The sequence below is a fragment of the Ignavibacteria bacterium genome, assembly GCA_013177855.1.
In the GTDB taxonomy this organism is placed as follows: domain Bacteria; phylum Bacteroidota; class Ignavibacteria; order Ch128b; family Ch128b; genus Ch128b.
This window is the reverse complement of sequence record JABLYA010000001.1, coordinates 839677-853856: the sequence shown is the minus strand read 5'-3', so window position 1 is coordinate 853856 and position 14180 is coordinate 839677. Positions and strand designations below refer to the sequence as shown.

The 14180-nt window shown below is 32.1% G+C and carries 11 protein-coding genes; 6 read left to right on the top strand and 5 right to left on the bottom strand.

Translation table 11 applies throughout. The features are described from left to right. Position 1: 1 nt before the first annotated feature. The 6 genes from HPY57_03590 to HPY57_03565 are packed head-to-tail and all read left to right on the top strand — an operon-like array spanning position 2 to position 6014. Positions 2–1270, top strand: a complete 1269-nt coding sequence (locus HPY57_03590) for a PilT/PilU family type 4a pilus ATPase (GenBank protein NPV10853.1) — start codon at positions 2–4, stop codon at positions 1268–1270. After that, complete coding sequence (locus HPY57_03585; protein ID NPV10852.1) at positions 1267–2799, top strand: hypothetical protein; 1533 nt, start codon at positions 1267–1269, stop codon at positions 2797–2799. The genes HPY57_03590 and HPY57_03585 overlap by 4 nt, the downstream gene beginning before the upstream one ends. Continuing rightward, the gene (locus HPY57_03580) at positions 2799–3692 is read left to right on the top strand and encodes a hypothetical protein (protein ID NPV10851.1); all 894 of its coding nucleotides are present in this window, start codon (positions 2799–2801) and stop codon (positions 3690–3692) included. The genes HPY57_03585 and HPY57_03580 overlap by 1 nt, the downstream gene beginning before the upstream one ends. Next, positions 3689–4921, top strand: a complete 1233-nt coding sequence (locus tag HPY57_03575; GenBank protein NPV10850.1) for a hypothetical protein — start codon at positions 3689–3691, stop codon at positions 4919–4921. Before HPY57_03580 ends, HPY57_03575 begins: the two co-directional genes overlap by 4 nt. 12 nt (positions 4922–4933) lie before the next feature. After that, positions 4934–5302 carry a response regulator gene (locus HPY57_03570; protein ID NPV10849.1) on the top strand — a complete coding sequence of 123 codons (369 nt, stop codon included), beginning with the start codon at positions 4934–4936 and terminating at the stop codon, positions 5300–5302. Positions 5303–5309: 7 nt separating this feature from the next. Further along, positions 5310–6014: a response regulator gene (locus HPY57_03565; protein ID NPV10848.1), complete on the top strand. Its 705-nt coding sequence runs from the start codon at positions 5310–5312 to the stop codon at positions 6012–6014. Here the strand turns inward: HPY57_03565 and HPY57_03560 are convergent. The 5 genes from HPY57_03560 to HPY57_03540 form a co-directional block, all read right to left on the bottom strand. Further along, positions 6011–8398, bottom strand: coding sequence for a PAS domain S-box protein (locus HPY57_03560; protein ID NPV10847.1), 2388 nt, complete (start codon positions 8396–8398; stop codon positions 6011–6013). The two genes, HPY57_03565 and HPY57_03560, sit on opposite strands and share 4 nt — an antisense overlap. Beyond that, entirely contained in the window at positions 8395–9762 is a 1368-nt protein-coding gene (locus tag HPY57_03555; GenBank protein ID NPV10846.1) for a sigma-54-dependent Fis family transcriptional regulator, read from the bottom strand. The genes HPY57_03560 and HPY57_03555 overlap by 4 nt, the downstream gene beginning before the upstream one ends. 450 nt (positions 9763–10212) lie before the next feature. Continuing rightward, the gene (locus tag HPY57_03550) at positions 10213–10992 is read right to left on the bottom strand and encodes a hypothetical protein (protein ID NPV10845.1); all 780 of its coding nucleotides are present in this window, start codon (positions 10990–10992) and stop codon (positions 10213–10215) included. Positions 10993–11077: 85 nt separating this feature from the next. Continuing rightward, positions 11078–11935, bottom strand: coding sequence for a WYL domain-containing protein (locus HPY57_03545; protein ID NPV10844.1), 858 nt, complete (start codon positions 11933–11935; stop codon positions 11078–11080). Between the two features lie 87 nt (positions 11936–12022). Then, positions 12023–14179 (bottom strand): T9SS type A sorting domain-containing protein, encoded by a 2157-nt coding sequence (locus HPY57_03540; protein NPV10843.1) that lies wholly within the window; start codon positions 14177–14179, stop codon positions 12023–12025. Position 14180: the final 1 nt, after the last annotated feature.

Genomic DNA, 14180 nt, shown 5'->3' with positions numbered 1-14180 from the left:
CATGTTCATAGAAATTAAATCGAATGATTTTAAAAATCTTACTCAAAAAGTAAAAGAAATTATTGGAGAAGGACTTAAACTTGTCCCGGAATATATCAAAGGAATTGACAAGGTCCTTTACCTGAAAAGTTTTGTGGAGGGATTAAACAATCAACAACGAGAATTATTGCGTTCTTTTCTCGAAAGCTTATTGTTTGAAATGCATAAGGTGGAAGCGTCTGATCTTGACTTTGGCGGACCTGGCAGTTTGAATCGCTTCTGGATGAGAATTCATGGGAATAAAAAACCATTAAATGAACTACCAGAGTTTAATACGACAGAATCAAGTATCCTAATACTGAATATTTTAAGTGAAAAACAAATTGAGTATTTGATTTCTAAACGAAATCTTGATTTTTCAATTGAAATTAGAGAGACAAAACCATACTTAAGAATTTATCGATATAGAGCAGATGCTTATTTTGAACTCGATGAGTTGTCATTAAATTGTAGAGCTATTCTCTCCCAGTTAAGACCTTTCTCTGATCTTGGCTTTCATCCTTATGTAGCTCAGTTGATGAATTTAAATTATATGAAAGAAGGATTGATATTGATTACTGGTATTACGGGTTCTGGAAAATCAACAACACTTGATGCAATAATTGATGAAAATAATCGAACCTGTGATGCACATATCATTATCATAAGCTCACCCGTCGAATATGTTCATCAGTCTAAAAGATGTTTAATTAGACATCGAGAAGTAGGCAGAGATGTCTTGTCTTTTAAAGAAGGAACAATACAAGCACTTCGACAGGATCCCGATATAATTGTTATTGGTGAGTTAAGAGATCCTGAAACAATCGTTGCTGCACTTGATGTTACCGATAGTGGTCATAAAGTATTTTCAACTCTTCATACATCTTCTGCTGTCGAAACAATTGATAGAATTATTGGAGAAACTGAAGTCCAGGAACAGGAACGAGTAAGAATGCGACTTGCAGATGTTTTGAGATGTATTGTTTCTCAAAAATTAGTCCCAACTGTTGATGGAAAAAGAACACTTGCTAAAGAAGTTCTTGTAGTAACTCCATCAGTTAAGGCGGCTATTAAAAACAACAACACAAGCGAGATTTATCAAATGATCCATCAGGGTGGTGAGTTTGGAATGAACACTATGGAACAGGATCTGGCAAGACTATTTAAAGCACGAAAAATTACTTACGAAACAGCGATCGCTTTTGCCAATAATAAATCAAGAATCCAACAATTACTTACGAGTAAAATATGAAAAAATATGTTGGAATTTTTGTTGATGGTCCAGAGACTAAAATCGCAATAGTCTCTAAAACTTCGAGGGGGTTAAAACTCGAAGACATTGTAACCTATGGACTAAAAGGAAGTCCCCAGGAATTTTATGGACCACCAAAATCTGAATTAGAAGTAGACTCAGACACTATTCTTTTTGAACCAGGTGAAGAGAGCGGGGAAGACCTCGAAGAGCCAATGCTCTCAAATGTTTTAAGTGGTAAGGTTAAAAATATAAAAGATATCATTTTTGTCCCGGTTGTAACAGAACCTCAGATATCTTATCTAATTCTGAATAATGTTCCAAAACTTAAAGAGAAAGAATTAAAACAATATATTATCGATAGATGGCTTGATACAAAAGTCTCATCAATAGACGAAAAAAATTTGAGATACTATAAATACTCTGAGGATACCTATCTAACCATATATATTAATGAAAATTATCCAGTGCTCGACCAGATTGAAAAATTCGCTCGTTTCTGGAAAATGAGAATGCCCAGAATTCCATTTATTTCGGGCGGCGATATTTGTCTGGCAAGTTATGTCCTTAATAAATATAACATACAACCAGATAAAAATTACTTGATTGTTTATGTAGGAATTGATTCCAGTAGAATTATTTTAATCTCAAATAAAACAATTAAACATATCTCAAGTTATCTCGGAGTTGGAGTTCAGACTGTAGGTTTCCATGATATAATTATTAGTAAAATTAATCTAGAGATGGATATTGCACAGGTTTCAGAAATCGATAAAATCTTTCTTGCTGGTGAAGTAGTTGAAACAACCGTGCAGTTAACTTTTTATGGTAGTTTCCCTCTTGCAGAAGTTGAGGTCATTAAGTTTGATGAGCTGGATTTAACTGCCCTTCCTGATGAGAAAAAAGAACAAGCTCCAGTTTATGCCTTTAGCATTGCTCCATTGTTTTTCTTATTGATGAAAGATAAATCAAAAGTTCCAAGAGTAAATTTATTACCGTATGATTTAATTGAAGCGCAAAAGATCTTCAAATTAAGTCCTGTTGGATATGCGCTTTTATTTTTAATATTTATAGCAGTTGTTTTCTTTACCCAAAAATATATTGTAAATAAAAATAAGATCCAGGTTCTTCAAACTGAAATTCAAAGTAAACAACTCCTGATTGCCGAAAATGCTGAACTGGTTAATAAAGTGAATCAACTTTCCCAAAGAATTGATGCTGGATTAAAAATTCAAAGAACGATTGATACATTAATCCTTGGCGCTGAAAGATGGACAGAAATACTAATGAAAATTCAAGAATATCAACCTGATAAAAGGAGAATCTGGTTAACTTCATTTGCTGCTTCAGATGAAGGTGTAAAAATAATGGGAGTAGGAATTAATAAATATACAATCCCTGATTTTTCTGATCATCTTGATAAAGCACTACTAAAAAGTATGATCAGTCAGGAATTACGTGATAGAGAAATTAACCGTTTCGAAATTACACTAAACCCTGAAAAGTACGGATATAAAGGGGTACAATAATGAGCAATACAACAAGAAATGCTCTTATCCTATTTGTTTTCTTTATTCTCTTTGTTGGAATTGGAGGTTATTATGTTTTGGTTTTTCAACCAAAGCAGATTAAAGCAAAACAAATGGAATTAGAAAACCTGAATCAACAATTTCTTGATGTGAAAACTTTGGCGGCAATGTACGATTCACTTCAAAAAGAATCAGAAAAAGTTGATTCGATCTTATACAATATGGCTAAAGCAATTCCGTTCCGTTATTCTATCACAGATACTTATAATGACATCTTAAATATTACAAAGAATTTTTCTCGTTATACAAGAGTGAATATCGAGTATCAAAAAACTGAATCTATTGGAGCAGCCTCTGTTGATTATTTTGTAATTAGCGGTCAAGGTGAATTTGAAGATGTTTTTCGCTTGATCTACCAGCTCGAAAAATCAAAGAAACTTTATAAAATTCAAGGTCTCGAATTACGAAATGCAACCTTAACAACTGGTAAGGGTGAAATTTTATATCAGGTTGAATTTGAAATTAAACTTGAATCATACTTTACAACCGACACGAACCTTGCCCTCAATTATGAAAATATTCAACCAAGAGAAATTAAACCAGTAAAAAATTTATTCTTCCCATTAATAAGACCAGATATTCCGCCAAATTACGATGCATTGTTAGAAGTCGATGGGGCAACATTATTAGCAATTATACCTGATGCAGTATTTATCATGGATAAAAATGGAAATTCATACACACTATCGGAAGGAGATCCCGTTTATCTCGGTTATCTTACAAGAATTGATTACGACAATCAGCAATGTGAATTCTTGCTTAATAAAGGAGGTATCATTGAGAAAGTTACTCTGAAACTTAAAAGCGCAAATATTAAGGAGTTTAAAAAATGAAAAAATTAATATTCTTTATTTTAGTTTTTGCTTTGAGTTGTTACGCTCAAAGTCAGAGAGAATTTCAAAGAATGCTTTCAAGTTCACCAGAAGAGCTCGTTTCTCTTTCAGGGTCATTGCCATTTAATCAGGCAATGCAAATGCTAAGTAAATTAAGCAAACAGTATTTGAACAAAATAATTGTTTTAAGTGAAGATATAACCGATCCGATTGGAATTGATATAATACAGATGAATTGGTACAGAGCATTATTATTAATACTTAAATATCACAATCTCGAATTCACTGAGACTGAGGAGTATATTAAAATTCTTCCGCGTAAAGGAGAAAAACCACCTCTGCCCGATGCAATGAAAGGAGTTGATCTTACTACCCGCGAAGTAAATATTTCTGCTGTGTTTTTTGAACTCGATGTTGCTAAATCAAGAGAAATGGGTATAAATTGGAAATGGCTTCTTACAAATAACAAAGATTTTGATGTTGCCGGTCAGTTAGGACAAACGGATAATACAATCTTTAACTTAAATGCACCACCTACGACTGATCAAACAAAAACATTTAATCTTGGATTATATGGCGAAAGACAGTTCGGTGATTTTCTTGGACGCGCAACTGCTTTGTTTAATTTCTTTGAGCAAAATCAACTTGGCGAAGTTATTGCAAGCCCTCAAATCACGGTTAGAGACAGAGTAAGAGGTGAAATACAGGTCGGTGCTGATTTCTCTACAAGAGAAAAAGATTTTGCCGGTAATACAGTAGAAAGATTTTATTCCACAGGTACAATTATTCGAGTTACTCCATATATTTTTGAAGAAGATGGAAAGAATTACATTCTGATTGATTTAGAGGCAGAGAGGAGTAACGCAATACCTGGTCAACTTTCAACTGAAATAAAAAAGACAAAAGCTAAAACAGATGTTTTGCTTGTTGATGGTGAAGAAACTGTGATAGGAGGATTATACATAACAGAAGAAAAGATAGAAAGAAGTGGTATTCCAATATTAAAAGATTTGCCCTGGTGGGTTTTAGGCATCAGGTATCTCACAGGATTTGATAAAAAGACTTATACTAAAAAAGAATTAATTATTGTTCTTAAAGCTAAATTAGTACCAACTTTGAAAGAAAGGTTTACTTCCCGCAGGAAGAGTGAAAATTTGATAGAGAAAACCAGGGAACAGTATCAGAAGGATATAAAAATCTATCAAATTAACCCGGTAGAAGAAAAATGAAAGGAATGAAAAGTGGCAACTCTTGAATCAGTGTTGATAATTGATGATGATGTCTCTCTTACAAAAATTCTAAGAGAGGAACTTTCGTCTGTTGGATACGAAGTTGAAGTAATGAATGATAGTTCAGAGGCATTAGATCGTTTGCAAAATGAATTTTATGATTTAATTTTACTTGATTTAAAAATGCCCCAAGTTGATGGTTTTCACATCTTAAAAGAATTAAGAGCAAAAAATTATCCTGGAAAAATAATTGTTATGACTGCTTATGCAGATGTGGAAAATGCTGTAATGGCTAAAAAATTAGGTGCCGATGATTTTCTTTCCAAACCTTATGATTTAGATGAATTGTTAATCACTATTCAAAAAGTTTTACATTCTTGAGTGAAATATGGTAAAAGATACTTACAAAATTCTTGTAATTGACGATAGACCTGATAATGTCTATTATCTACAATCACGACTTCAGCAAGGAAATTTTTTTGTGATCAGTGCCTTTTCGGGACCTGAAGGAATTGAAAAAGCAAAAACTGAAAAGCCCGATTTAATCCTCCTCGATATTATGATGCCTGGTATGGATGGTTACGAAGTCTGCAAAATTTTAACTAATGATGAACAAACAAAAGATATCCCTATTATTCTTGTAACAGCCAAAGTTGATGCAAGAGATGTGGAAGAAGGACTGAAAGTTGGAGCATTTGATTATATCAAAAAACCATTTGATAAAATTGAACTGATTGCCCGTATAAACTCCGCTCTTCGATTCGCTGAGATGAAAAGAAAAACCATTCAACAGGAGAAATACCAGATTTTTGAAGCAACCGTTTTAACAGCAAATCATGAAATTAAGCAACCTTTAACAATAATGTCTTTAGCAATAAATGCAATTAAAAGAGAATTAAACAAAGAAAACATTGATAAAAAATTTTTAAGTGAAAAGATTAACTATCTTGAAGAGGGAATTAAAAAAATTACTACGGTACTAAATAAGTTAAACGCAATAAAACAATCGGAGCAAATTGGTGAGTACAACAAAGAGAAAGATGTTAAAATGGTCAGTGTCGATGAGCTAAAAAAAGAATTGCATGAAGATTAAGATGAAATTTTTATGTAATTATTAATGCTTTCTATCAACGCATCAAATTCGTAAGGCTTTTCAATAATTTTATCTGCCAATAATTCATTAAGTCGCTCGGTTAATTCATTATCAATTATACCGCTGGCAATGAAGACAGGGACTTCTTTATCTCTTTCCCGAATAAATCTGAGAACTTCTTCTCCTGTCATATCTTTTAAATGAAAATCCAGAATAACAAGATCTATGATATTCTGATTTTTAAGAAAAATATCTTTAGCTGCTTCACCTGATGAAGCGTCAAGAACTTGAAAATTCTGCAGGCTTAGCATTTCGGCTAGCAAATTACGAATCGAATCTTCGTCATCAACGATAAGGATTGTTGGATTTGATTTCACTTTTGTTTGAATTATTTTCTTTTGTTCTTGAATTTCGGTTTTAGTAAAGGGCAAGTAAATTTTAAATGTTGTGCCTTTCCCTATTTCACTTTCAACTGTTATCAAACCGTTGTGTTTCGTGATTATGTTTTGGGATATAAAAAGACCCAAGCCAGTTCCTTTCTGTTGATCTTTGGTCGTAAAATACGGTTCGAAAATTTTATCAAGATATTTTTTTGGAATTCCATGTCCCGTATCTGAAAAAGATATGATAAGATAGTTGCCAGGTTTTAATTTAGATTGTTGCAGATAATCTTTTTCAGTGATTGAAATTTCATCTGCAATAATTGATAATTCACCGCCATTGGGCATTGCATCACGTGCGTTGATAACTAAATTCATAAATACTTGATGGAGTTGAGTGTAATCCGCATAAATTTCAGGAAGATCAGGTTTATAATATTTTTTGATTGAAATATTGGATGGGCAAATCTTTACAGCTAAGTTATAAACTTCATCAAGTAACTTAACTAACTTAAAGTGAGTTTTTACTGGTTTGAGTGGTTTCCCTATTTCAAGTAGACTTTTTGATAATTCGAGACCACGGTTTAGAAGTGTATCAATCTCTTCTATAACATTTTTAGGAATTTCACTAGAATATTTTTGTTTAATTAAGTCATTTGAAACTTTCAAACCGTACAATAAATTTTTGAAATCATGAACTATGCCGCTGATTAAATTACTGGTGAGCTCATACTTTTGTGTTTGCTTGAGTTTTTCCTCAAGAGTTTCTTGAAGTAATTTCTTTTCAAAATAACTGACAATAAATGAATAATGAGAAGCAAACGAATTCAATATTTCTACTTTATAATTTTGTAGATTAAATTTATTAGCCCCAATCAGAAGAAAATACTGGATTTCATTTTTTATAATGACAGGAGAAATAATGAATTGATCTAGGTTAAGGATATTCCTCAGCTTTCCAATTATTTCAGGATACGATTCATTAAAACTCACAAGACTCTTTCTATTTAATTCAAGCCAGCTTAAAATTGAAAAAGAACACTCAATTAACTGGTCCAATTGTTCTTGATTTAATTCTTTTTCGCAAATTAGCTCAATTATCTCGCTTCTATGTTCATTAATTTTAAATATTGCACAAATTTCACTCTCAGTTAGCTCTTTGCATTTTTTAGTTAATTGAAGATTTATATCTGAAAACGAAAAATCACTTAACAGATTCGCTGTTATTTCTCTTAAAGTTTTTTGAAGATTTGCATTAAGATAACTTAAAATTTCGGAATTTAATTTAGCAGTTATATCTCTGACAATATAGATTAAACCGACCGGATTATCTCCTGTATCAATTATTAGAGTTACATTACCTTCAACCCATATTTCTATCTGATCCTTTCTGTACTCCCTTCGTTTGAAATAATAAGTTCGATATTTTTCTAATTCTTGTGTTATCTGGATTTGAGTTTCTATATCAATTGGGTCGTATAGAATAAAATCTTGATTAATAACTTTCCCGATTACTTCATTAGCTGAATAACCATAAATTTTTTCTGCACCTTTATTCCAGTAAGTCACTCTGTTATTAAAATCGGTCGAAAAAATTCCGTCCTCGACATTATCAAGAAGTTCAAGTTGGGAAATGTAATTTTCAAATACTGTTTTTTTCTCTGTCGTATCGTCAAGAAGAAAAAGATAGAAATTTTTATCACTCTCAATTTGTGTTGAAATGGAACTTACGATAAACCATCGTTTGGTTGATGGATTTTTTATTTCAATTCTAATTTTATCGCTTTTTTGTATCGCTTGAAAAATCTCTGATTTTTCTTTTGTTTCTTTTTCTTCGATTATTTCAAAAAGATATTTATCTGTGCCAGTTTCAAACCAGCTTTCAAAATTTTTATTAGCCCAGATCAATTTTAAATTTTCATCAGTTATGCAGAGCCCGTAGCCCGAATTAGTTAATAGTTCAATAAATTCTTTACCAGCTCTGTTTAAGAATTTATCGATCATTGAAGGTTATACTTTTTAATTTTTGTGTAAAGAGTTTTTAGACTAATTCCCAAAACTCTCGCACTTTGCTCCCTATTCCAGTTATTTGCATCAAGAACAGATTTAATATGTATTTTCTCGAGCTCTTCAGCCGAAAGTTCGTGAAATGGTTTGCCGGTTGTTCTATTTATTTCTTCTTCAACTTCCGAAACTGAATAGATCGGTGACATCATTAAATTAAAATGCTTTGGATAAATTACTTCGCCATCACAAAAGATTAAACTTCTTTCGATTAAATGTTCAAGCTCTCTAACATTTCCAGGGAAGTTATAATTCAGTAAAAATTCTTTTGCTTCATCTGAAAGAATTTTTGGTTTTCTCGTTTTATTTTTCTGTTTGAGAAAATATTCAGCGAGTGGAATGATATCTTCTTTCCTTTTTCTTAATGGCGGGATTGTTAAAGGAATTACATTTAATCTGAAAAGCAAATCTTCCCGAAATCTTTTTTCTTTAACTTCGTTGACGAGGTTTTTATTTGTCGCAGCAATTAATCTTACATTTGATTTACGATTGTTTAATCCGCCAACTCGTCTGAATTCTCCAGTTTCAAGGAAACGAAGTAATTTGGGTTGTATGATAAGAGAGAGCTCACCAATTTCATCTAAGAATAAAGAACCTTCATTTGCAATTTCTACGAGTCCGGGTTTTGTTTGCTTGGCGTCGGTAAATGAACCTTTCTCATGACCAAACAATTCGCTTTCAAACAATGTGTCTGGGAGCGATGCGCAGTTTAAAGTAACAATTGGTTTTGAACTTCTCGGACTTATTGAATGAATGTATTTAGCTAAAACTTCTTTTCCTGTTCCTGTTTCACCTTGAATTAAGATTGGGGAATCAGATTGAGCAGCTCTTGATGCCAGCGCAAGTAATTCTTTGAATAATTTACTTTCTCCAATTATTTCAAAACCAAGTAATTGATTTAATTCTTTTGAAAGAACAATGTTATTTGTAATAAGATTTTTCTTTTCAATTGCTTTAAAAATTACCTGGAGAAGTTCGTTGAAATCATAAGGTTTAGTAATAAAATCATAGGCACCAAGTTTCATACATTCTACGGCATCAGAAATATCAGAAGTGCCGGTTAACATAATCACTTGAGTAAAGGGGAAATTAGCTGTTGAAAATTTAAGAACTTCAGAGCCTTTTATATCAGGCAAATTAAGATCAAGCAAAAGGACATCATAATAATTGATTTTCAGTTCTTCAATTGCATCTTTACCAGAATTGGTAATGACTGTATTGAAATTTTCTGCTCGTAATTCATCTGAAAGAATTTGAGCCAAAACTTGATCATCATCACAGATAAGTATTTTTCCTCTTTCCACTTTTCAACTCACATTGCTTTGTTATAAATATAAAAATATTTTATCTGTGATTTTGGAAAAATTTAGATGGAAGGATTAATTAAATTTTGATTAATTCCTTAGTTATGTGAAAAGTTTTTACTTATAGAGTTGATATTTATTTGAAGAATTAGAAACCTAAAACTACTCCTGGCACTCACTTAGACCGTTAGTAAAGTTGATATTGAATTCTGTAATAAATTTTTCTGTGAGTGAAATTTTTTAATCGAAAAGTTAATCTCAATTCTTTTATTTGACAGTGAGATTAAAAAACGCATTTCAAATGGACCGCTTTATTAAGTAGAAATTCTTTGCATTAAAAGTATTGCTTAAAACGATTTTTACAAAAATTTAAATTGAACTAAAAGTCATTTTTCATCCTAAATTCGAAAAAGATGTTTAATGTCTGTAAATATTTACTTAAAAATCTGATTAAACAGCTTTTCGATAAATTTTACTATTTGACTGGATCCAATTCTTGTTAATATTGAACATCCAGATTATCTCATCAAAATGAAATACCTTTGGAGAGATAGCAGGAGAAATTTTTGAGCGTTCAAATGATATGATGCCGTTTTGTCTAATATCATAAACCTCAATTACTTCAAGGTGTGTATTGAGTGTTAGCTTATTCTTTGCAAATACAACAAGATGATCTGAAATGTGAACTTCATTCTTTTTCTTAAAATGGAAATTGAAATCAAGTATTGAATCCACGAAGAGTTTGAAATCGACGAAATTTAAAATGACAGCTTTGTTTATAAGATTTCCAAAATCAGTTTTGTCCTGTTCAAGTTCAATTTTACTGCCATTCGAATAATATAGATTAGTTTTTTTATCAGAAGAAAAAACAAATAAATCTTGTTCAAATCTTTTTGTTATTTCAATCATATCGTTGAGTTCTGGTTCAATAATAAAATATCCAATTTCCTTAAAACTATTGACTTCCTTAAACTTTAAATTCCATTGAGCAACGATTTTAATAAAATTCAAACCTTTTGAAGTCAAATAATTTTCGCAATCAATAAGTCTTTGTTGTTGAAACTTATAGTTTTGCGGATTGATGCCGTAAAAAGTAAATAATCCAAATTGACGGTTCTTAAAGAGTTCTATAATTTTAGAAAGTAAATTAATTGAAATTTCAACAACTTCTTTTTTATTTTGACTTGTAACTTTCATTCCGAGTAGCTGAGAAATTTGATTGATCTTCATTTTTTACTCCTTTCATTTTTGTTCAAACATAAAATTGAAAGGAGTGAGAAGAGTATCAATGAATGATATTTTTTTGAGGGGAATTTTATTTGTAGTTGGAAAGTGCTTCTTTTGCGAGCTGAATAACTTTAGTTTTCAATTGTTCAGGCTCAAGGACTTTAGCTCCTTTACCAAAGGATAAGACCCAGGTTGCGGCTTCGTCAATTGAATTTACATTGCCTTCAAAAATTACCGAACCATCTTCCATTTCAGTTATTTTTTGATTCAGAAGATAAGTTTTGCTTTTAATTACCTCAGCCCAATTCTTGTCAAAATGAATTTTAATTAAAAATTGTTCAGGTCCAATCCAACTTTTAAGTGAAGATGAAAAAAGTGAATCAATTTTTTCTTTCTTCAAAGGCTTAAATTTCTCATCGGTAACTCTTACATCTTGAATTTTGGAGATATAATATTGTTTGATCAAATTCTGATTAACTGCAAGTAATCTCCATTCTCCTTGAGATTGAAATATTTTTAAAGGGTGAATGTAAACATTCTTCTTTAATGTGTTAGCAGTTGATTTATAATCAATGATGGTGATGAAATTTTTTTCTATAGCTTTCTGAATTTCTGTGATAAATGTGAGAGCTTTTGGACCTAACTTTTGAATTAGTATTGAGGTTGCTTTATCAGGATAATCTTCTGAGTAGGAGAAACCAATAAATTCAAGAATAAATTCTTTAAGAGTTTCCTCTTTAATCGGGTGTAAAATTTTTATTCCGCCTCTCTTTAATGAGTGAATATCGATACCTCTTGACCGTAATTCAGCAAGATCTCTTTTAATGGTTAATTCTTCTACATCATATTCGACTGCTAAATCTGTTACAGTGAATTTTTCAACTGATGAAAGAGCCTTACCAACAATTTCAATTTGTCTTTTAATTTTCCTGATGTATTCTGACATTATTCTCCATTCAAAATTTTATTTAAAATAAAAAAGTGCTGCCTCTTGTTAAAGAAGCAGCACTAAGTTCGTTCGGAGAGAGAGATTTTATTTCATCAATATCATTTTCTTAACACTTGAGAAATTGCCAGCCTGTAATTTATAGAGATAAATTCCTGAGCTTAATCCGCTTGCATTGAATGTGATATTATATTCACCTGCATTCAATTCACCATTGACTAACTCTGCTACTTTCTGTCCAATTAAGTTGTAAACTTCAAGCTTAACTTGTGTTTTCTCTGGAATCGTAAATTTAATTTGAGTCGATGGATTGAATGGGTTTGGATAGTTTTGAGATAATGTGTAATTACTTGGAACAGGTGAATTGTTTGAAACACCAGTTGTTGTTGCTGGGCTTAAGTATAAATCTTTTGATGCAGTTGGATTGCTACCATAATTCAGATTGACCGAATTGTTATTATCAGCATTGTCATATTCTGTTGCATCAACAACAAGTGTATAATCACCGGCGGTTAAATTTTCAATTTGATATGAACCATCGTTGCTTGAAGTTGAATATGAAACTATTTCTCCATTCAAGTTGTAGGTTAGAACCAAAGCACCAGAAACGGGTTCACCATAAATCGTTTTTACAAATCCACTAATTTTTGCAAATCCTGTATCCGGTCGAGGAACTAAATTAATATTGATATTTTCAACTATACCAGTTTCATTTACAATAACGGTATCCGCATCTCTCCATCTAAATGCAACAGTATCTGCTTTATAATACCCAGGCAAGTAAGGCAGTCTTGGTTTTGCAAATACGATGTAATTTCCAGGAATGAGATTTTCAATCAAATAATTACCCAGTGAGTCAGTTCTTGTTGATTTGAATGCTTTGAATCTGCCATTGGTCAATTTGAATACGCTGACAACTGCCTCAACAGGTTCGCCGGTATTGAAATCTTTAACAAGTCCTGCAATTCCATTATTGTAAACTGGTTTTTGCTCGAGAACGAAGTTTATGTTGTTCACATCTGAGTTAACTAAAATTCTATCTGCTTCCTGGAAAGTTTTCTTATTATCCCAGAATTCTGGATAATAATTTCTATTAAATGGTTTTGCGTAGACTACATATTCAAATCCACCGAGAACAGTTAGTTGATAATTTCCTAGACTATCAGTCACGGTAGTCATTTTTCTATTATGCATAATTGAAGGTGGAAGAATCGGGAATGTTGTATCTTTTACCAGGAATGCAGTTACAACTGATTTAACAGGTAATCCGTTTACATCAAGTACACTTCCAGAAATATTGTAAACTACTGGTGGTGGAACTGGTTGTAAATCAGCATTTACAACAACTGAAGAATTAGCTGAAACTGTAACAACATCTGCAGAATCAATCGAGCTTTTGTTGTCATAAAATTCTGGAATAAATCCTCGTTTATAGAATCTTATTTTGTAGTTGCCTTCAACAAGTTGTTTTGAGAATTGTCCATTTTCGTCAGTTAAAGCAAGTTCGTGTTTTGTCGAATTTGTGTTGATAAAGAAAACACTTACACCAGCTAATGGAGAGTTATCTGAAGCGTTAGTGACCGTCCCAGAAATAGTACCTGTCGGACCTGTAACTTTAATGGTCCATTCCTGATATGCTTTCCCACCTAAATTACTCTCTGCTTTAATTTTAACTTTGAAGTAACCAGCAACTGAAGGAGTCCACGTTACAAGTCCGCTTTGCGCATCTACGTTCAAATCTGCTGGACCTTCAACTAATGAATATGTGAGTACTGCGTCTGGTTGATTACTTACTGCATCAGCATCATATGAATACAATACTCCAAGCGATGCAAGCTTAATTGGGAAGGTAACAAATCTCACAATATCTGGAATAGGTGGAGTTGTGACCGATGCTGTGTTGCTTGGATCACTTACACCTTGATTATTATAAGCTACAACATAGTAAGAGTAAGTGCTCTGTGGACTAATGTTGTGGTCAATGAATTTTTTATCACGGACAAAAGCTGCAATCTGTTTGTAGCTTGTATCATTTGGTCCCATTCGGAAAACTTTGAACAGATATCCTGTTGATGGAGTTTGGGGCATTTGCCATTTTAACTCCACATATCCATAGCCCATCATACCGGGATGGTTTTCTTGTTTAAATTCGGCTGTTAAATTAGTTGGAGCTGGAACCTGAGCTGAAACTAAATTAACACCTAAGATTAACAAGAGAACGAAAAGAATGTTAATTTTTTTCATA